Raw genomic sequence first — 20,236 nt, 5'->3', positions numbered from 1 at the left:
CGTAGGCGGCCTTCGGCTGGGTCTTCGCGGTTTGCTTGAGCGCGGCGATGCGTGGATCGTCCCGGTCTTCCGCATCGCCCCTTTTTTGATAGGAGACCTGATCTTTAGGGCGATAGGAACAACCTGTGTCGTCGCAGATCCGTACCGTGCTGGAGGTGATCGACGGATCCTGCGCGCACGCAGCCAGCAGCAACAGCAGCCCCGGTGCGAGTAAACGGCGATACATGGGTACTTTCCTCACGTTTCATTGGCGCCGTATTGCTTCGCGCGCTCGCCCGCGAGCATGCCCCCGGCGGTGCGACGCGCAGCGAAGACGTTCCGCGGGCTCGCACACCGAGGCTCTCTCAGGTTCTCTTTTCAGCTTGAAACATCGTTGCAGCGTCCGATGCGGCGGAAAACAGCAAGCGGGACGCAGCCTCGTGTTCCGCCTCCTGAATCCCCGCAATACCGATCGATGCTTTCTGGATTCAAATGATACATATCGGTCTATCCAATAGTCAAGATGACTTGATGACCGGCGCCGCACGCGAAGATCGCCGGGCGGCAATGCAATCCGACCGCGCCGGGAGGCCGATTTCGTCGAGCGGCATGATGCTAGAATAATCGGTCTATGCTGCTGAAACATCGAGGAGGAAGCCGTTCGTGCGAGCCAACAAACGCCAGCTAGTGGTAGACAAAGCGACCGAACTGTTCTCCAGGCACGGATTCCATCCGGTGGGCGTCGACTGGATCATCGACGATTCCGGTGTCGCCCGCATGACGCTGTACCGGCATTTTGCGAGCAAGGACGAGCTGATCCGCGAAGTGCTGCTCCAGCGCTACGACCTGATCGTCGGCAGCATCGCCGCGCAATTGCAGCACGTCGCCGATCCGGTCGAGCGCGTCAAGACCATCTTCGACTGGTACGCGGCGTGGTTCAGGACGCCTGAATTTGCCGGCTGCCTGTTCGAGCGCGCGCTGGCCGAATTCGGCACCGCTTATGCGCCGATCTCGGATGTCGCGATCCGCTATCGCCGCAAAATGGTCGAATGGATCGCAGAACTGATCGAGGCCCTCGTGCCGCCCGAAGCCGCCAACCGGCTGGCAACGGTCTTCATGATGCTGCTGGATGGCGCCACGGTCGAGGCACGGGCGTTCAACGATTCCGCTGCTGCCGCGCGCGCGTGGCAAGCCGCGCACGCCCTGCTCGAACAGGCGATGCACGCGACGGTTCCGGCCGCCGACGGTGCGGCTAGCCCGACGTAACGCAGGTCGCGCGCCGTCGTATTGCAGGCAAACCGTCGGTGGGAAGGCGCCGGGCAAGGTCGACGCAGGCGACATCGCGAAGTCGAACGGGCCGTAACGCCCGCCCGGGCCGCCAGTGCGCGACGCGCCCGACCAGGCACGGCGATTGCGCCTGCTGGACTCCCGGGAGGCCGCGATCATGAACGACAACGATTTTCTCCAGCCGGAGCCGACGGAGCCCGCCCCGAATGCGGCCACGTGGGTCCGGCGTCTCGGTCCCGGCCTCGTCACCGGCGCCGCCGACGACGACCCTTCCGGCATCGGCACGTATTCGCAGGCGGGTGCGCAGTTCGGCTTCGAATTGCTGTGGGCGCTGCTGTTGACGTACCCGCTGATGACGGCCATCCAGCTGGTCAGCGCGAGAATCGGCCGCGTGACGGGCAAGGGTCTCGCGTCCAACATGCGCACGCACTATCCGCGATGGCTGCTGTACGGGACGGTCGTGCTGCTGATCACGGCCAACGTGATCAACATCGCGGCCGACCTGTCGGCCATGGGCGCGGCCGTCAATTTGTTGCTGCCCGGCCCGCAACAGCTCTACATCGTGTGCCTCGGCGGCGTGTCGGTCGTGCTGCAGGTGTTCGTTCCGTACGACCGCTACGCGCGATTGCTCAAATGGACCGCGCTGACGCTGCTGGCGTATGTCGCGGTCGCCCTCATCGTGCCCGTCAGCTGGGCCGAGGTCGGCCGCGCGATCGTGCAGCCCCATGCGCAACTGACCGCCGCTTATCTGACCACGGTCGTCGCGGTGCTCGGCACGACCATCAGCCCGTATCTGTTTTTCTGGCAGGCGTCTCAGGAAGTCGAGGAATTGCGCGCCGCGCCGAACCAGCGGCCGCTGCGACGCATGCCGCGTCAGGCGCCCGCGCAGTTGCGTCGGATCAGCTTCGATACGTGGTTCGGCATGGGCGTCTCGAACGTGATTGCGTTCTTCATCGTGCTGACGGCGGCGGCCACGCTGAACGCGCATCACATCGACGTCAAGACTTCCGCGGACGCCGCGCGGGCGCTCGAGCCGGTTGCCGGTCACTTCGCGTACGTGCTGTTCGCGCTCGGCATCGTCGGCACCGGCCTGCTGGCGCTGCCGGTGCTCGCGGGATCGGCCGCGTATGCGGCGGCCGGCACGTTCCGCTGGCGCAACAGTCTCGCGTTGCAGCTGGGCGTCGCGCCCGAATTCTATGCGGTGATCGTGTTGGCGATCGTCGGCGGAATCGCGTTCACGTTCACGCATTTCGACCCGATCCGCGCGCTTTACTGGAGCGCCGTCATCAACGGGGTAAGCGCCGTGCCGATCATGGTCGTGATGATGCTGATGGCGAGAAGCAGACGCGTCATGGGGGAGTTCGCCGTCAGCGGCACGCTTGCGTGGGGCGGATGGATCGCGACGCTCGCGATGGCGATCGCGGCGCTGGGCGTGTTCGTACCGGGATAAAGCCCGCGGCGCGGTTGGCGCGGGTCGCTGCGCTCACTTCAGTTCGCCCCTGTTTATCGCCGCGCCGACCGCATTGCGCAGCACGTCCGCGAGCCGCTGGTTTTCGTCGATGCGAGCCTGTTCGATCGCGACGTCCTCGGCGTTGCCCGTGCGGCGCGCCCATTCCTGGCGCTCGCGCGCAAAGATCATGCGCTCGTGAACCGCGCGGATGGCCCCCCATATCGCATCCTCTGCTTTCTGGGCTTCGGCGTCGTCGAGCGAAAGCACGGAGAACGCATGCCCGGTATGGCATCGATATCGCAACGGACGATCGTCGCGCATGCGCCAGAGCACGCCGTTGCAACTGGGGCACGTGAGGGCGGAACGCGTCCCGATCTCGTCAAGCAGTCCCGGGTCGACGAGGCCGTCCTCTGCAATCCGGCTCTCATGGTCCAGGTCGCGCAAGTCTGCCATTTTCCGCTGCTCCTTCACACGTGCGCCGTAGACCGCTGCATGAATGGTCCCCGGCAGTTCCCCGGCCTTTGCGACCGCATCGGCTCCCGTCGCGGCCAGCGCGCTGCGCGGCATCGACGGCGCTTCGCATTCGTCGGGGTCCTGAACGATACCGTAGCCGCCCCGTGCGCGAATCGCCGCCAGGCCGGCCGCGCCGTCATCGAGATCGCCGCTGAGGACGACGCCGATCGCACCGGCGCCATATTCGCGGGCGGCAGACCGGAACAGCGGATCGGCGGCCGGTCGGGCGAAGTTCTCGGCCGCGGTATCGAGCAGCCATAGATTTCCGTCGCGCACGATCATGTGCCGGTCGGGCGGCGCCACGTAAATTCTGCCCGCTTGCGGCGGTTCCCCTTGTAGCGCCACGCTCGCATCCAGCGTACCCCATCGCGACAGCAGCTCCGGCAACATCGTCCGATGTCGACCAATGTGCTGCACGATGCAAATCGGCACCGGAAAATCCGCGGCGACGCCGGCCACCAGCGTCCGGAGGACCGGGAGACCGCCTCGGGACGATGCGATTACGACGATATCTCGACGATCCATAGCCCCCCCTTTGCGGAGATAGCCGCAAATCGGGTGCCTGAACCGGGATTCCGCGACGGGCGGCCGCCCACGCCGCAATGCGGGTCGAATGGCGATTGCCGGAAACGCCGCCGTGGCAAGCCGCGCCCGAACGACCCGCGACGCACGCGCGGGCCGTCGGCGGTCATCGGGTGTCCCGACGCGCGTCGCCGAGTGCCGCGAGCAACATCCCGAAATCGAGCGGTTTTGACAGATGGCTGTCGAAGCCGGCTTCCGCCGCGGCCCGGACATCGTCCTGGCGATTGCGGCCGGTCAGCGCAACGGTCCGGAGCGTGGCCCAGCGCGGATCGGCCTTGATCCGGCGAAGCAACGCGTAGCCGTCCATGTCGGGAAGCCCGATGTCGGACACGATCGCATCGACGGACGCCTCCTGCAGCATCGCCAGCGCCGCGGCTCCGTTTTTCGCGGTCTGGACTACCGCCCCCGCCAGTTCCAGCAGCGCGGTGAGCGACATCGCCGTCTCCTGATCGTCCTCGACCAGCAGCACGCGCAGGCCGGCGATATTCCCCTCCGGCACGCCGCTGCCCGCAGACACGGCGCGCTCGATCGGTGCGGCCGGCAGCCATACCGTCATCGTGGTGCCGGACCCCGGGCCGTCGGACGTCGCGGCGATCCGGCCGCCGTGCATTTCGACGAGTTGCCGAACGAGCGCCAGCCCGATACCGAGACCGCCGCGGGTCCGGTCGCGCGGCGCCTGCCGGAACATGTCGAAGACATGCGGCAGCGTATCTTCGTCGATCCCCCGCCCGTCGTCGATCACGTCGACACGCAGCATCTTGCCCTCATGCGCGAGCCGCACGACGATCTCGCCGTGCGGCTGCGTGTACTTGAGCGCGTTGGACATCAGGTTCCAGAAGATCTGCTCGCATCGCACCGGATCGGCAAGCGCGATGGCCGGCTCCGTCGGCAGCTCCGTTTGCAGGATCAGGCCGCGCGCGTGCACGTCGAGCTCGCAGGTATCCGTGATGCTGCGCAACATCGCCGTCAGATCGACCCGGCCCAGCTCGAGCGCGAGCTTGCCGGTCTGGATGCGCGACAGATCGAGCAGGTCGTCGATGATCTGCGCCTGTGCGCGCACGGCCTGCCGAATCGAATCCGCGGCGTCGCGCACGGCGGGAATGTCGCGCGTCTCCGGCAGGCGCGGCAGCATTTCCGACTTGACGCCGATCAGGTTGAGCGGATGCCGCAGCTCGTGGGACACCACCGCAATGAACTCGTCCTTCAGCTGGCTCGAACTGAGCGCCTGCTCGCGTGCCGCCTGTTCCCGCGCCAGCGCTTCGCGGTTCGCGTCGTCGCTCTGCTTGCGCAGCGTCATGTCGCGCACGATCTTCGCGAAGCCGTTGAACGACGTATCGGAAATCGGCGTGACGACGCCGCTACAGAAAATCCGCCGTCCGTCCTTGGTCCGGTGCCAGCGCTCGTCGTCCGCGCGCCCTTCGCGGGTCGCGATGTCGCGCTCGCGCGTCGGCACGAGCGCCTGTCGGTCGCTCGGCTCGTAGATCAGATCCACGTCCTGGCCGATCATCTCTTCTTCCGTATAGCCGAAGATGCGTTCCGCTCCGGCGTTCCAGCTCACGATGGACCCGTTGCCGTCCTGGATGATGATCGCGTAGTCCTTGGTCGATTGCGCGACCAGACGCAGGCGCTGCTCGCCTGCCCGCGCCGCCTCTTCCGCGTGATGCCGGTCGGTGATGTCGATCAGCGTGATCACCGCGCCGTCGATGTGGTCGTCCGCCGTCCGGTAGGGCAGCAGGCGCATCAGATACCACCGGCCGGCCTCGCTCTCGATCTCGCGCTCGATCAGCCGCAGCGACTGAAACGACTGCCGGACGTCGTCTGCCAGCGTCGGATACCGCAGTGCGTGGGTAATATGAAATAGCGACCTACCCAGGTCCGTATCGATCAGATTGAAAATCGCGGTGGCGTTGGGCGTAAACCGCTTGACACGGATTTCCTTGTCGACGAACACGGTCGCGATCTCGCTCGACGCGATGATGTTGTGGAGGTCGTCGTTCGCTTTCGCGGTGTCTTCGATCCTTGCCTGCATTTCGGCGTTGGCCGTCGTCAACTCCTCGTTGACCGATTGCAGTTCCTCCTTGCTGCTTTCCAGCTCCTCGCTCGTGGAGCGCAACTCTTCGTTGATCGCCTGCAGCTCCTCGTTCGACGCCTTCAATTCCTCGACGGATGTTTCGTACTGCTCGATGATCGTCGCGAGTTGCTCGCGGCTGTGCTGCAGCTCCTGTTCGAGCTGGGCCAGACCCGGATCCTGCCCGCTCGTCTCGACCTAGTCCTCCTCGGTCATGCGGCCGGCCACCTCGTCGAACACGATGAGCAGGAATTCCGCATTCGCGACCTTGTCGTGAAACGGCCTGACCGTCATGTTGATCTACGACACGCGGGCATCGTGTGCCCATTTCACCCGGCGCGCCTCGACGCTCGTGCCCGTTTGCAGCGCACGGAAAATCGCGGTGCGCAGATCGAGCCGCAGATCCGGCAACACCAGCGTCATGATGTTGCTCGACAGCTCGCCGCCGACGTGCCGCAGGAACCGGCCCGCGTTATCCGACAGATGAACGACGTTCGATTCCTTCGTCGGATGCGCTGGATTCGACCTGGAACAGCGGCGGAAAGCCCGTGGCCGGCTTCGCGCGATGCGTGACGACGCGTGCGCGGTAGATCCGGCGTTTCTTGTCCACGACGGCAAACAGATCGTCCGACGCGTCGGCGGACTCCGCGGTGCCGAGGAACAGATAGCCGTTGGGGCGCAACGCGAAATGGAACAGCTCCAGGATTTGCCGCTGCACCGCCCGCTCGAGATAGATCAGCACGTTGCGGCACGAGATCAGGTCGAGATGCGAGAACGGCGGATCGCGCAGCAGGCTGTGCGCCGCGAACAGGATACGTTCGCGTACCGCCTTCGCGATCACGTAGTGCGCGCCTTCTCGCGTGAAATACCGCTGCAGCAGCGGGGCGGGCACGTCGCTCGCGATCGACAGCGGGTAGGAACCGGTCCGCGCGCGGACGATCGCCGCTTCGTCGATATCGGTCGCGAAGACCTGGATGGCCTGGCTCGACATCGCGGCCTCGCGCGCCCGCGCCAGCAGCAGCGAGATCGAGTACGCCTCTTCGCCCGTCGCGCATCCGGCCACCCACACGCGTACCTGCTCCTCGCCGGACTCCGACGCGAACAACGAGCCGATCACTTCCCGTTCGAGGAAATCGAAGGCTTCGCGGTCGCGGAAGAACTGGGTCACGCCGATCAGCATGTCCGCCAGCAGCGCGTTCGCTTCTTCCGGCGTGGCCCGCAGGAAATCCCGATACGCGAGGAGATCGCGCTGGCCGTTGACCTGCATGCGCCGCTCGATACGTCGCAGCACGGTCGCCCGCTTGTACAGCCTGAAATCGTGGCCGGTGCGTACCCTCAGGTGCATCAGAATGTCGGAGAGCGCCCGTTCGGGATCGTTGACCGTCGGCCGATCGACGTTGTGCAGCGATTGCGCGAATTCGAGGCTTTGCTGTTCGATGCGGCGCGCATTCGACCAGAGTTCGAGCAACCGTTGCGGCATCTCGGCCGCCGGCAGCACGATATCGACGCGCGCCATCGCAATCGCGTGCTGCGGCATCTCCGCGTGCTCGGCGTCGTCCGGCGTTTGCGCGAGCGTGATGCCGCCCGCCTCCTTGATGCGGCTCAAGCCCGCGGCGCCGTCGGAGCCGGTGCCGGACATCACGATGCCGACCGCGCGCCAGTCGTGCGCGTCCGCCAGCGTCCGAAAGAAGTGGTCGATCGTGAACGGAACCTCGTCGGACGGGTCACGGCTGCGGCAACGAAGGCAACCGTCCGACATCTCGAGCTGCATGCCCGGTGCGATCACGTAGATATGGTTTTTCTCGATCGGTACCGTGGACGTCACCTGATGCACCGGCATGCCCGTCGTGCGCTGCAGGACGGCGTCCATATGACTGACCTGTTCCGGCGCGAGATGGACGACGACGACGAACGCCATGTCCATGCCCGTCGGCGCGCTCTCGAAAAAGGTCTGCAAGGCCATCGTGCCGCCTGCCGACGCACCGATGCCCACTACCGGAAACGACAGATCGCTCTTCAACGTCGCGGGCGATGGAGGCAGCTCCTTGTGCGTAGGCGCTTGCCGTGCCATTGAATTCTCCTGATGGTGTGCGGAACATCGTGTGCCGAGCGCCGATCGGTGCCGGGTCGCATCGCCCTCGTCCGGTCGTCCCACGATCCCGCTGGTGATACTTCCCCCTAGGCTTCCATGCGCATTGCACGGCACCGGAAAGCGCGACCGGGCGCCTGACGCGAGGCTTGCAACCCTCGTGCGGCGGAGCACCACGCCCGCACACGGGTGTGTCACCGGAACGTCATTCGTGCCGACATACCATTTCCGTCGGTTGGCGCAACGCGATGCCTCCCCCGCCGATCGCCACCGGGAACGAATCGTGCTCGGGCGCCGGCCCGTCGGATTCAATTTATTTCCTTTGACGGATGCCGTATTACCGGCGAATATTCGCGTCGATCAAGTGGTTAGTACCGCTCAAAAACAAAACGAAACGATGCTCGCCCACGCAGTCGGGGACGTTACGCTGCTTCGCCAACAGATACTGAATCGAAGGGGAAGAAATGACGCCGTTTTCCCAGGATGTGAGCAAGCAAACCGCCGCCGTCTCCAAGGCAGCCACGCCGTCGCCCGTTTTCTGGAAAGCGGGGCCGATCGTCGAAGCCGCTCCGCCGGAGCCGAAATCCGCGACGCCGGACCTGCGCGATTTCTTCGCCGCCGCCGCGCTGCAGGGCTTGCTGTCGCGCGACGCCGGGCGCAACGTGTCGACGATCGCCGACTACGAATCGAAGCGCGCGGTCAGCGCCTATCGGCTCGCCGACGAAATGCTGAAAGCGCGCTGAACACGGGCTGCCGCGATCGTCCGGACGCTGACGCTCGGGCCGTTCAGTCGCCGCCCAACCGCAACGCCATCGCGCCGATCGGCCCCGCCAGCAACACGGCATTCAGCCCGACGACGACGGCAGTCGCGCCAAGCGCGGCGCAGCGCGCGATACGTCCGCTCGCGAAGGCGCCCATGACGTCACGTCGTCCGCAGAAGTAAATCAGCGCCAGCATCGGCACCGGCAGGACGACGGACAGCACGACCTGGCTGATCACGAGCGCCTGCATCGAATCGACGCCCATCCCGACGACGACGAACGCGGGCGCCATCGTGACGAGCCTGCGCAGCCAGACCGGAATCCGGAACCCGACGAAGCCCTGCATGATCATCTGCCCGGCCATCGTGCCGACGACGGAACTCGAGATGCCGGCGCTCATCAGCGACACGAGAAAGCAGGTCGCGGCGACCGGGCCGAGCAACGGGGTGAGCATCCGGTACGCCGCTTCGATTTCCACGACATCGCGATGGTCGGCATGAAACGCCGCGCTCGCCATCACGATCATGGCCATGTTGATCGCACCCGCAACGGACAGCGCGACGATCACTTCCCGATCCGAGAAGCGCACCATCATCCGGCGCTGCGCGTGGTCGAGCCCCGCCGCGCGTCGCTGCGTGAGCCCGGCGTGCAGATACAGCGCATGCGGCATGATCGTCGCGCCGACAATGCCGACCGACACCATCAACGCATCGCCGCGCGGCCATTCCGGCACGACGGCATGCCACGCGACGTCGGCCCACGCGACCGGCGCGATCGCGCCGCCGAGAAATTCGGCGAGCTCGGTCGCCATCGCGGCGAGTTCGCTCGCGAGCCACATGGCGAACACCAGCGGCCGCGGGAAATGCATGCGGCACAGCTCCGCGAGATTCCGGCCGGTGACGATGCCGAGCTTCGCGGACAGCGACTGGAACAACATCGCGATGCCGTTCGCCATCAGCACCACCCAGAGCAGCGTGTAACCGAACTGCGCGCCGGCCCGGATGTTCGTCGCGAAATTGCCGGGGTCCATATAGGCGACCGACGCGACGATCGCCGGCCCCGCGAACGGCAGCGCCGCCTGCGGCCCGCGCCGTCGGCCGGCAAACACCTCGCGCATGTCCATCGCGGTGCGCTCCGTCGCCGCGTTCCTGTCGAGCGTCGCCATCTGCACTCCTTTTCAAAACCGCCATCACGTGCGTGCCGACGCGCCGCGCCGCACCCTTGCCCGGCGTGGTACGGCCCATGCCGCCGAAATGACAACTGCTTGAAAATCCGGCAACGAGGGCTTCAGGTCATGCGATGCGCGCTCGTATTGCCGTCGACTCCACCCTTCCCGCGTGCCGCATCCGTGCATCGACAGCGGTCCGCGCCGTTCGCGAGAAGCGACGCCTCGCGACCCGGTCGCGCCGTCTCCATCCGGCGCGCGTCCGTGCCTCGCCGGCCGTTGTCGCCTGCCGTCGCGATACGCGCGCCACTCAACGAACGCTGCCGGCGTCGACGGGAAACCGCTGCCGCTACACAGCCCGCACCAGCCAGCACCGCGCGTACCCGGCTGTGGCGGTGGCCACGGGATCGATTCGTGCTGGGTCGCCACCGCGAATGTCGCGCAACCCTTTCCATGGAGATGCCATGTTCATCCACAACACACGGCTTCAGTACACGGTGCGCGTGGGCGCGCCGAACCCCGGCCTCGCCAATCTGCTGCTCGAGCAGTTCGGCGGCCCGCAGGGCGAACTCGCCGCCGCGATGCGCTATTTCACTCAGGCGATCACCGAGGAGGATCCCGGCCGCAAGGACATGCTGCTCGACATCGCCACCGAGGAGCTGAGCCACCTCGAAGTGATCGGCTCGATGGCCGCGATGCTCAACCGCGGCGCCAAAGGCGAACTCGCCGAAGCAGTCGACGAACAGGCCGAGCTGTACCGCAAGCTGCACGGGGCGGGCAACGACAGCCACGTGACGCAGGTGCTGTACGGCGCGGGCGCGCCACTGACGAATTCCGGCGGCGTGCCGTGGTCGGCCGCGTACATCGACACGATCGGCGAGCCGACCGCCGACCTGCGTTCGAACATCGCGGCCGAAGCGCGGGCGAAGATCATTTACGAACGGCTCATCAACGTGACCGACGATCCGGGCATTCGGGACGCGCTCGGCTTCCTGATGACGCGCGAGGTCTCGCACTTGAAGTCGTTCGAGAAGGCGCTGTATGCGATCACCGCGCATTTCCCGCCGGGCAAGCTACCGCCGAAGGCGCCGTACGACAGCGTGTACTTCCGGATGCAGCCGGACGCGGCGCCGCTGGTCGGCCCCTGGAATCATGGAGAGGGTCTCGAAATCCGCGACGCCGAGCCGGCCGTCGACGGCGGCACCGGTATTGCCGAAGGGATGCTCGAGCCGCAGCAGGTGGACGCCATCGAGGCGATGGCGCAGCGGCTCGCGTCCGATCCGAACAGCGACCCGGTGACGGGCGCCGAACTGGGTGCAGGCCAGCCGGTCCCGCAGAGCCGCGCGCCCGGCAAGCCGGACGGTGGTACCTGACCGGAAGCGCGAAGACGGGCGCTCGGACATCACCGCGAGCGCCTCTTCGTTCTACTGATGATGAAATGACAACAGCCTGACGCTGCAGGCGACGAACGTTCGATGGACTGGCTGCGCGACGCGCACGCGCTCTCGCACGCTCCATCGCGTGTTCGGCGTGCGTCAGGCGCCTGCTTCGCCGCGCCCGGCCTGGTCGGCCTGGTCGGCCATCAGGTACTGGATGACCAGCGTCGGATCGGCGATGTCGAGAATCAGGCGGCGCATCACGCGCTTGCGCATATGGTCGTCATCCAGCGTCCACGGCCCCGCCGCATCGCCGAGGTAGCGGCCGATCGCGACGCGATGGTCGCCGTCCGGAGGCAGGCCGAGCCGCGCCGCGAGCAGGCCGGCGATGACGTCGTCGAGTTCGACGTGCAGCGGCCTGGAATCGATCGAGAGTTCGAGCTTCATGGTCGGTTTCGCAAACATGAAAAGGCGGCGCGGCGCGCCCCCGCTGTCGCGCGCGCCGGGAAAGGCCGCTCCGGCCAGCGGCCGTTCGACGATCGCAGGCAAGCCTGCGACGCCGGTCAGTAGCCGAGTTCGGGCGCGGGAGCCGGCTCGGCGCTGTCCTCTTTCGGCGCTTGCGCGACGGTCGCATCGGTCGTCAGCACCAGGCTCGCGATCGACGCGGCGTTCTGCAGCGCGGTACGCGTGACCTTGGTCGGGTCGACCACGCCCGCGTCCACCAGATCGCCGTACTCGCCGGTCGCCGCGTTGTAGCCGAAGGTCCCGGTGCCTTCGAGCACTTTCGACACCACGACCGACGGTTCGTCGCCCGCATTGGCCGCGATGACGCGCAGCGGCGCCTCCAGCGCGCGCAGCACGATCCGGATGCCGGCGTCCTGGTCCGCATTCGCGCCCCGCATGTCCGACAGCGCCGCGCGCGCACGCAGCAGCGCGACGCCGCCGCCCGGCACGATGCCTTCCTCGACCGCGGCGCGCGTCGCATGCAGCGCATCGTCGACGCGATCCTTCTTCTCCTTCATTTCGACCTCGGTGACCGCGCCGACCTTGATCACCGCCACGCCGCCCGCGAGCTTCGCGACACGCTCCTGCAGCTTCTCGCGATCGTAGTCGCTCGTCGCTTCGTCGATCTGCACGCGAATCGACTTCACGCGCGCGTCGATGCGCGCCGCATCGCCCGCGCCGTCGATGATGATCGTATCGTCCTTGCGCACCTCGACGCGCTTCGCGCTGCCAAGATCCTCGAGCGTGGCCTTGTCGAGCTGCTTGCCGGTTTCCTCCGAGATGACCGTCGCGCCGGTCAGGATCGCGAGATCCTCGAGCATGGCCTTGCGTCGGTCGCCGAAGCCCGGCGCCTTGACGGCGACGACCTTCAGGATGCCGCGCATCGAGTTCACCACGAGTGTCGCGAGCGCTTCGCCTTCGACATCCTCGGCGACGATCAGCAACGGCTTGCCGGCCTTGGACGCCGCTTCGAGGATCGGCAGCAGGTCGCGGACACTGGAGATCTTCTTGTCGTGCAGCAGAATCAGCGCATCGTCGAGATAGGCCGCCTGCTTCGCCGGATCGTTGATGAAATACGGGCTCACGTAGCCGCGATCGAACTGCATGCCTTCGACCACGTCGAGTTCGTTCTCCAGCGACTTGCCGTCCTCGACGGTGATCACGCCGTCCTTGCCCACTTTCTCCATCGCGTCGGCAATGATCTTGCCGATCGCCTCGTCCGAGTTCGCGGAAATCGCGCCGACCTGCGCGATTTCCTTGTGGGTCGAAATCGGCCGGGACAGCTTGCGCAGCTCGTCGAGCACCGCGCCGACGGCCTTGTCGATGCCGCGCTTCAGATCCATCGGATTCATGCCGGCCGCGACGTGCTTCATGCCCTCCTGCACGATCGCCTGCGCGAGCACGGTGGCGGTGGTCGTCCCGTCGCCGGCCACGTCGGCGGTCTTGGATGCGACCTCCTTGACGATCTGCGCGCCCATGTTCTCGAAGCGGTCCTTCAACTCGATTTCTTTCGCGACCGACACGCCGTCCTTCGTGATCACGGGCGCGCCGAAGCCGCGTTCGATCACGACGTTGCGGCCTTTCGGGCCGAGCGTCACCTTCACCGCGTCGGCCAGCACGTTCACGCCCTTGACGATCTGCTGGCGCGCGCCATCGCGGAATTTCACGTCTTTTGCAGTCATTTTCTTGCTCCGGATACAGTCGTTGAACGGGATGCCGCGCGCATCGGGCTGCCACCCGTGCGACGCGGCCGAATCGGCATTCAGGCCGCTTTCCTGGCGGCCGGCGATTCGGGTTCGAGTACGCCCATGACGTCCTCTTCGCGCATCACGAGCAGTTCCTCGCCGTTCACCTTCACGGTCTGGCCTGCATATTTGCCGAAGAGAACCTGGTCGCCGACCTGGAGCTGCAGCGGGCGCTGCGAGCCGTCCTGGAGCAGCCGGCCGCTGCCGACCGCCATCACTTCACCCCGCTCGGGCCGTTCGGCGGCCGAATCGGGAATCACGATGCCGGAGGCCGTCGTCCGCTGCTGTTCGATTCGCTTGACGATAACCCGGTCGTAGAGGGGACGAATCTGCATTTTCATCTCCTGAGCGATGAGATCACCTGGAAAAGGGAATCCGCTGGCGCGTGCGCAAGGCTGCGCTGCGCCGGCGTGCCATCGATTGGCGAAAAGCGAAATAGTGGCGCGGGAAGCGCGCTTCAAGAGGGTGAAAAAAGGACGTTTGTAACAAAATGTTTCAACACGGAATGGACTGTTTGATGATCGGCGGTTGTCTCGCGACGGGCCATGCGAATCGTCGCGAAGCGGCGCTTGAAATCCGCGCTTCCCATCCTATTTTGGGTAGCGCTCAAGCAGCCGCGGCTTATGCGCTGCGTGTTTCGATTGGTTTGTCAACGAGGCCTCTCGTGGATCGACGAACTGGAGCGCGTAGTCCGGTTTGTCCTCCGTGCGAGGTTCAACCCGGAGCGAATCATGAACGATCCTTACTTTATCTTCGATCGGCTGCCGGAGGTCGGCCGCCGACCGCGACGCGCCGCCCGCGTCGTCACGGGCCTGCCGGTCGGCCTGCGGGCGGCGCGCAACGGCACGCGTCGCTTCGCGCCGACCGGCGCTCGCGTACGTGCTGTGCGCAAGCCGTTCGCGTTGCGCGGCGCGCCCCAACCCGCCGCGATCGGCCGACCGAAGCCGCCGCGCCGTCGGATCGCCGCGCGCGGACGCGTGGTGCACCCTGTTTCGTTTTTCCGCGTCATGCCCGCTGTCGGCGGCGCCGTACGCGACGGGGGGCGGCCATGCTGAGCCCGCATGAATTCGCGACGCTGATGCTGGTGTGCCAGGCGCCGGATCAGCTCGACATGAATCGCGCCGAACTCGATGCGTTGCTCGAACGGCAACTCGTCATGCTCGAACATGGCGCCCCCGGCCGCCGACGCGCGTATCTGACGAAGAAAGGCCGATCGATTCTCCATGCGCTCGGGGCCGACATCGCTTCCCGCCTGAGCCATGGGTCGACGACGGAGCGCGGCGGTCAAGGCGAAGCGCCCGCCGCGCCATCGGACGACGCCGGATGACGCGGCTCGGTCGCCGACTCGGCGACCGAACTGCTTACGATGTCATTCGCTTTGGCAATGACAGGGGCGTCCACCATTTTTCCATCGACGCTAATGGCCGAGCCGTCGCTTTCCTGAACGGCAGAAAGGACGCGGTGCGCCCACTCGATCTCTTCCAGGCAAGGGCGGAGAGCCGCGTGTACATGCTCGATTTGTTTGGGGTGGATGCACAGCTTGCCCCTGAAACCGAGATTGCGAGCTCGAACCGTATCCCGACGGATCCTCTGGGCATCATCGATTGCTGCAGTGACTCCGTCCACGGGCGCCGCGATGCCGGCAATCCGTGACGCTATGGTCAGTTGCGAGCGGAAGTACACGAGCTCATCGCCATCACCTTGAATACCGGTGTCGACCTGAAAGTCCAAGGTTCCGAACAGAAGGCGCTCGACTTTCGGCACCTTCGCAAGCGAGCGGAGGTCATCAAATGCAACCGCGGTCTCGATGAGCAGCAGCAGTGCCGCTTCATCGGAGATCTCGTTCGCAAGGTTCGACAGCAGGTCGGCTCGCTCAGCCTTGGGGACGACGATGCCCTGGAGGCTCCGACACGTCCGAAGAGCCGCTATATCGTCCTTGTACCACTCGGTATCCACCGCGTTCGCTCTCACATACGCTCGTCCACCATTCCTGAGCCACGACATGACGGCATCACGAGCCTGCGCTTTTGCGGTGGGTGGCACCGCGTCTTCGAGGTCAATGATTACCGCGTCTGCGCCCGCAGCGCACGCTTTGTCGAATCGTTCCGGTCGATTGCCGGGAACGAACAAATAGGATCTCGGATACATACGATTTGTCCAGGGGCTGAGCTTGCGTCTTGCAAGCCGTAACAGGCATCGGTCTTCCGACGCGAGCATCGTGATGAGCTTAGCGAGCGACCTCTACGAAACGCTCTGATACCGACTTCTGTTCGACAGTCTTTTGCCTGCCAAGGAAGAACGCCGCGCACGCGCTGACGACAGACATGGCCGCGAGAAAAGCGGCAACGGCGTAGGCGGAATGGAACGTCTGAAACAGCCAGAGCGAAATCATCGGTGCGGGGCCGCCGGCAATAATCGACGCGCCTTGGTATCCAAGCGACGCACCGCTGTAGCGAATGCCGGGAGGAAACGACTCGGCAATGAAAGCGGCCTGCGACCCGTAGAGCGCCGCGTGAATGACCATGATGACGACCGTGCCTGCAATGACGGCGAGCGGAATCTTCGTATTGAGCAAGGCGAAGTACGGGAAAGCGAACAACATCATGCAGATGGCTGCCGACATGTAGGTCTTCCGACGGCCGATACGGTCCGCCAGATGCCCAAAGTACGGCAACGCGAAACACGCGACGACAGCAGCAATCAACACCGCGTTCAGGATGAACGCCTTGCCGAGGCCAAGGTTCTTCGAACCGTACAGCATGGCAAACGACGTGAGCATGTAGAACGCGGCCTGTTCGCCGGGACGGACGAGCGCCGAAAGCAATATCGCTTTCCACTCGGTTCTGATGGCTTCCCGAATCGGACTCCTGGTGCGATCGATCGACTTGTTGGCCTCGACGAAATCCCGGGTCTCCGGCACGCCCATACGAATCAGCAGGCCGAACACCAAAAGCACGCCGCTTGCATAGAAGGGAACGCGCCAGCCAAATTCCATCAGCGAGTCGCCGCTCCAGCGGCTGCAGACGCTCCACACGAGCACCGAGATAACGAGGCCGAGAGGAACGCCAACATTCGGCAACGACGCCATGAAGCCGCGACGCTTGCCTTGATGACTTTCCATTGACAGGAGGACAGCGCCACCCCACTCGCCGCCCACGCCGATTCCCTGGAGGAACCGAAGTCCGATCAGAAGCCAGCCGGCAGCGGGTCCAATCTGTTGCGAGGTGGGCAGTAACCCCACGAACAACGTCGCAACGCCCATCAAGGTCAGCGTGGCGACGAGCGTCGATTTGCGGCCGACACGGTCACCCATGTAACCGAAAATGGCTCCGCCCAACGGGCGCGACAGAAAGCCCACGAAAATCGTGGCGAACGACTCCATGAGGCCTTCCGAGCTGCCGTGTGCAAAGAAAAGCTTCGGGAAAACGAGCGCGGCTGCGGTGCCGTAGATGAAGAAGTCGTACCATTCGATCGTGGTGCCAATGACACTTGCGATTGCGGCGCGGCGCTCGATGCGCTTTGAGTCTTTCGACAGGGTCGAGGCATCGGCCTGACCGAGAGGGGCGTTCGGGTGCATCCATGTCTCCAATCTTGAAAAATTTTGTCGAGGCAAATTTGTGTGCGTTCAGAACGAGGCTTCGGCTCGCATGGACACTGCACCGCCGGGCAGGCTCACCCAAACGACGAGTGGGTCGCCGTCTGGCGCGGCGTTGAACTCCAATTCGTTGCCCAGCACCGACGGCTGAATGCCGCGATAACGAAAGTGCTTCAGGCGACGTCCGCTCACTTCCTCCGCGAAGCTTGCAAGGAGCGTTGCATTGAGGGGCCCGTGAATCACGAGATTCGGATAGCCCTCGACCGCTCGGCAGTAGTCCGCGTCGTAGTGAATGCGGTGGCCATTGAACGTCAGCGCGGAGTAGCGGAACAGCATCGTCGAATCGGGTTTCACTCGACGCGTCCGCTGCGGTTGGGGCATGTCCGTTTGCGCAGGCGTGGCGCCGCCCTTCGACGCTTCCTTGTAGACAATGTCGTGGTGCTCGGTGACAAGCACCTTCCCTTCGCGCACGACTTCATGCAGGACGGTCACGAAGACGAGTTCGCCGCTTCGTCCTTGTTTGTGCTCGACCGATGCGATGCTCGAACGCTTTTCAACTTCCGCGCCAAGCGGCAGGTCGCCATGAAATTCGAGCTTGCCCCCGGCCCACATGCGGTTCGGCAACGGGACGGGAGGCAGGAAGCCGCCTCTTGCGGGGTGCCCGTCTCGACCGAGCGCCGAAGGTGCGTCGCCACTCAGGAAATAGAGCCAATGCCAAAGCGGGGGCAATCGTGCGCCGTCGACGAAGTCGGACTGAGGCATTCCGAGGGTCGCGGCCATCAGTCGCGCGTGGCGCGACGACAGGACGTCACGGTCGGACTGGCTCTTGCCGATCCATTCGCGGAGGTGGGCAATGTCGACGACGCTCATGCGAATTCTCCCACTAGTTTCGTGGCGAACTCGGCGCGAATCCGCTCGGTGTGTTCTCCCAACTTAGGTGCTGCATCAAAGTGTTGGCTGTCCCACGGCGCGCGAACCGCCGGCGCAATCATTCGCAATGCTTCGCCGTCGACTGTCATCGGCCACGTCCGCAACGCGGGGTGTTCAGCCATCTGGGCAACCGAGCGAACCTGACCATACGCGGTGTTCGAGATTGACAGGCGTTGAAGTGCTTCGCTGGAGTCGACCTTCGCGAATGCGTCGGCAATCACCCGTTCGAGGGATGCGCGGTTTTGCACGCGATTCGTGTTGGACGAGAAGCGCGCGTCTTCCGCCACGTCCGGTTGCTGGAGGAACGCCGAGCAGAACTGACGCCACTCGCGCTCGTTTTGAATGCTGATGACGATTTCGTCACCGTCCTTGGTCTTGAACGCGCCATACGGCGCAATGGAAGGATGCTTCAGCCCCTGGCGTGCAGGTGCTCCATTTCCGTAAACGTGGTGTACGTAGGGGATCGTCATCCAGTCCGCCGCACCGTCGAACAAGGAAACCGAGACACCCGATCCCTTGCCGGTGCTCGAGCGAAGCGCGAGAGCCGACAGCACCGCAATGGTCGCGTTCATCCCCGCGCCAATGTCGCAGATGGAAACGCCAACGCGCCCACATGCATCCGGTGCGCCGGTGATACCCGCCAGACCGCTTTCGCACTGCACGAGAAGGTCGTACGCCTTGAGATGGCTCGCAGCGTTGTTCGTGCCGTAGCCGCTGATATCGCAGGTGATCAGACGCGTGTGCATTTCACGCAGTCGTTCGCTGCCGAATCCGGCTCTATCCAATGCGCCGGGCGCCAGGTTTTGAATGAAGACATCGGCCTCCGCGATAAGCCGATGCAGGAGGGCGGCGTCATCGGCGTCCTTGAAGTCCAGCACGACCGATTCCTTGCCGCGATTTGTCCAGACAAAATACGACGATTGACCGTTCGCGGCCGCGTCGTAGCCACGCGCAAAATCGCCTTCCGCGCGTTCGATCTTGATGACCCGCGCCCCCATTTCCGCCAGGCGTCCTGTGCACAAAGGCGCCGCCAGCGCTTGTTCGATGGAGACGACGACGACGCCGGCGAGTGGCTTCGCCGAGGATGCTTCACCCACTGATGCGACCATCACTGCCTTCCCGAGTTAGGTTGATGGCGACCAGTATCGGAAAACGCGGCGGTCGATTACAGCGAGATTTCACGAAAGGATCGTTCGGAATTAACGAAATCGTGCAATGCAGCAATTTGCGTACCGCAAGCTGGCGAGTGCTGCTGTGCTATAAAGCGGGCGTCATCTTCGCCAAATTCGAACACGATGAGCTATGACTTGACTGACCTGAAGGTGTTCGTCGCCGTCGCCGAAGAAGGCAACGTCTCGCGCGGCGCCGAACGCTGCCACCTTGCGCCATCGTCTGCGAGCCTTCGCGTGAAGAATCTTGAAGACTCGGTAGGGGTGACGTTGCTGAGTCGGCATCCGAGAGGCGTCGCGCTGACGGCGGCGGGCCAGGTTCTCGTGGAGCACGCACGGCGTTGTCTCGCTCAACTCGACCAAATGCGCTCGGATCTTTTGCCTTTCACCGAGGGAATGACCGGGCACGTCACCGTATTCGCCAACAACAACGCGATCAGCTCCCATCTGCCGGACGACCTCGCTCGTTTCTTCGCGGCGTTCCCGAGCGTGCGCATCACACTGGAAGAACGACTGAGTCACGACATCGTCGCCGCGGTGGTGGCCGGTCGAGCGGATGTCGGTGTCGTGGCCTTGGATTCCGGGCATTCGGCGCTGCGATTCGTACCGTACAAGAAGGACCAGTTGGTCTTGCTCGCGCCTGTGACCCACGCGCTCGCCACGCAGAGCGAAGTCAGCTTCGAGGCGTGCCTGGGTCAGCCGTTCATTAGTCTGCAATCAGGGGCGGCGCTGCACACGTTTCTGGTGAACCATGCCGCCGCGCTGGATGGACGACTCGACATTCGCGTGCAGGTATCCGGTTATCGGGCTATCGCTCGCCTCGTATCGTCGGGAGCTGGAATGGGTATCGTTCCGCGAACAGCGATCGAATCATCGGATGAAGGAAAGATCGCGGTCATCCCGCTGATCGAGCCTTGGTCTCAGCGTAACCTGCACGTATGCGTACAGCGCAGTCCGGCAGAGAAGAACCTGTACCGAGACAAGTTGGTCGACACGCTGTGCCATGCTTCGGAGTGATTCGCC

17 protein-coding genes and 2 pseudogenes are annotated in these 20,236 nt (G+C 64.7%); 8 read left to right on the top strand and 11 right to left on the bottom strand.

The genetic code is table 11. The features are described 5' to 3' along the window. Nucleotides 1-226, bottom strand: a pseudogene (locus tag J8I35_RS31275) (sel1 repeat family protein); the annotation flags it as partial. A 416-nt stretch (nucleotides 227-642) separates the two neighbouring features. Between J8I35_RS31275 and J8I35_RS31270 the strand changes: the two are divergent. Together J8I35_RS31270 and J8I35_RS31265 are read left to right on the top strand one after the other, a co-directional pair. Continuing rightward, nucleotides 643-1,245, top strand: a complete 603-nt coding sequence (locus J8I35_RS31270) for a TetR/AcrR family transcriptional regulator (RefSeq protein ID WP_209928821.1) — start codon at nucleotides 643-645, stop codon at nucleotides 1,243-1,245. 178 nt (nucleotides 1,246-1,423) lie between these two features. Further along, on the top strand, nucleotides 1,424-2,716 hold the full coding sequence (locus tag J8I35_RS31265) for a divalent metal cation transporter (protein WP_089490232.1): 1,293 nt from the start codon (nucleotides 1,424-1,426) through the stop codon (nucleotides 2,714-2,716). Nucleotides 2,717-2,749: 33 nt separating this feature from the next. Here the strand turns inward: J8I35_RS31265 and J8I35_RS31260 are convergent, their stop codons facing one another. Together J8I35_RS31260 and J8I35_RS31255 are read right to left on the bottom strand one after the other, a co-directional pair. Beyond that, nucleotides 2,750-3,754, bottom strand: coding sequence for a chemotaxis protein CheB (locus tag J8I35_RS31260; RefSeq protein WP_209928818.1), 1,005 nt, complete (start codon nucleotides 3,752-3,754; stop codon nucleotides 2,750-2,752). Nucleotides 3,755-3,917: 163 nt separating this feature from the next. Next, nucleotides 3,918-7,950, bottom strand: a pseudogene (locus tag J8I35_RS31255) (CheR family methyltransferase). Between the two features lie 482 nt (nucleotides 7,951-8,432). Between J8I35_RS31255 and J8I35_RS31250 the strand changes: the two are divergent. Beyond that, on the top strand, nucleotides 8,433-8,711 hold the full coding sequence (locus tag J8I35_RS31250) for a hypothetical protein (protein ID WP_050016086.1): 279 nt from the start codon (nucleotides 8,433-8,435) through the stop codon (nucleotides 8,709-8,711). Between the two features lie 43 nt (nucleotides 8,712-8,754). Here the strand turns inward: J8I35_RS31250 and J8I35_RS31245 are convergent, their stop codons facing one another. Continuing rightward, a complete protein-coding gene (locus J8I35_RS31245; protein WP_209928813.1) occupies nucleotides 8,755-9,894 on the bottom strand; it encodes an Nramp family divalent metal transporter in 1,140 nt (379 codons plus the stop codon). A 464-nt stretch (nucleotides 9,895-10,358) separates the two neighbouring features. On the opposite strand from J8I35_RS31245, the gene J8I35_RS31240 reads away from it, so the two are divergent. Next, nucleotides 10,359-11,267 (top strand): manganese catalase family protein, encoded by a 909-nt coding sequence (locus J8I35_RS31240; protein WP_050016090.1) that lies wholly within the window; start codon nucleotides 10,359-10,361, stop codon nucleotides 11,265-11,267. Nucleotides 11,268-11,429: 162 nt separating this feature from the next. Here J8I35_RS31240 and J8I35_RS31235 read toward each other — a convergent pair whose 3' ends face one another. The 3 genes from J8I35_RS31235 to J8I35_RS31225 form a co-directional block, all read right to left on the bottom strand. Further along, nucleotides 11,430-11,717, bottom strand: a complete 288-nt coding sequence (locus tag J8I35_RS31235) for a hypothetical protein (protein ID WP_209928811.1) — start codon at nucleotides 11,715-11,717, stop codon at nucleotides 11,430-11,432. 116 nt (nucleotides 11,718-11,833) lie between these two features. Then, nucleotides 11,834-13,456: a chaperonin GroEL gene (groL, locus tag J8I35_RS31230; RefSeq protein WP_124595165.1), complete on the bottom strand. Its 1,623-nt coding sequence runs from the start codon at nucleotides 13,454-13,456 to the stop codon at nucleotides 11,834-11,836. A gap of 80 nt (nucleotides 13,457-13,536) precedes the next feature. Beyond that, nucleotides 13,537-13,854 carry a co-chaperone GroES gene (locus tag J8I35_RS31225; RefSeq protein WP_209928829.1) on the bottom strand — a complete coding sequence of 106 codons (318 nt, stop codon included), beginning with the start codon at nucleotides 13,852-13,854 and terminating at the stop codon, nucleotides 13,537-13,539. Nucleotides 13,855-14,064: 210 nt separating this feature from the next. Between J8I35_RS31225 and J8I35_RS34745 the strand changes: the two genes are divergently transcribed. Further along, complete coding sequence (locus J8I35_RS34745; protein WP_245170507.1) at nucleotides 14,065-14,574, top strand: hypothetical protein; 510 nt, start codon at nucleotides 14,065-14,067, stop codon at nucleotides 14,572-14,574. Next, a complete protein-coding gene (locus J8I35_RS31215; RefSeq protein WP_089490227.1) occupies nucleotides 14,568-14,846 on the top strand; it encodes a hypothetical protein in 279 nt (92 codons plus the stop codon). The genes J8I35_RS34745 and J8I35_RS31215 overlap by 7 nt, the downstream gene beginning before the upstream one ends. On the opposite strand, the gene J8I35_RS31210 is transcribed toward J8I35_RS31215, so the two are convergent. From J8I35_RS31210 to J8I35_RS31195, 4 genes are all read right to left on the bottom strand, one after another. After that, the gene (locus J8I35_RS31210) at nucleotides 14,804-15,667 is read right to left on the bottom strand and encodes a CoA ester lyase (RefSeq protein WP_209928809.1); all 864 of its coding nucleotides are present in this window, start codon (nucleotides 15,665-15,667) and stop codon (nucleotides 14,804-14,806) included. The genes J8I35_RS31215 and J8I35_RS31210 overlap by 43 nt on opposite strands. A 79-nt stretch (nucleotides 15,668-15,746) precedes the next feature. Further along, nucleotides 15,747-17,096, bottom strand: a complete 1,350-nt coding sequence (locus tag J8I35_RS31205; protein ID WP_209928805.1) for an MFS transporter — start codon at nucleotides 17,094-17,096, stop codon at nucleotides 15,747-15,749. Nucleotides 17,097-17,144: 48 nt separating this feature from the next. Next, entirely contained in the window at nucleotides 17,145-17,984 is an 840-nt protein-coding gene (locus tag J8I35_RS31200) for a MaoC family dehydratase N-terminal domain-containing protein (protein ID WP_050016099.1), read from the bottom strand. Next, nucleotides 17,981-19,153: a CaiB/BaiF CoA-transferase family protein gene (locus tag J8I35_RS31195; protein ID WP_209928803.1), complete on the bottom strand. Its 1,173-nt coding sequence runs from the start codon at nucleotides 19,151-19,153 to the stop codon at nucleotides 17,981-17,983. Before J8I35_RS31195 ends, J8I35_RS31200 begins: the two co-directional genes overlap by 4 nt. 23 nt (nucleotides 19,154-19,176) lie before the next feature. On the opposite strand from J8I35_RS31195, the gene J8I35_RS31190 reads away from it, so the two are divergent. Continuing rightward, a complete protein-coding gene (locus J8I35_RS31190; RefSeq protein ID WP_160300523.1) occupies nucleotides 19,177-19,350 on the top strand; it encodes a hypothetical protein in 174 nt (57 codons plus the stop codon). A gap of 1 nt (nucleotide 19,351) precedes the next feature. Then, entirely contained in the window at nucleotides 19,352-20,230 is an 879-nt protein-coding gene (locus tag J8I35_RS31185; RefSeq protein WP_245170506.1) for a LysR family transcriptional regulator, read from the top strand. The last annotated feature ends 6 nt before the right edge of the window (nucleotides 20,231-20,236 follow it).

Source organism: Burkholderia sp. CpTa8-5 (assembly GCF_017815045.1).
Taxonomy (GTDB): Bacteria; Pseudomonadota; Gammaproteobacteria; order Burkholderiales; family Burkholderiaceae; genus Burkholderia; species Burkholderia sola.
This window is presented reverse-complemented; position numbering and strand designations above follow the sequence as displayed.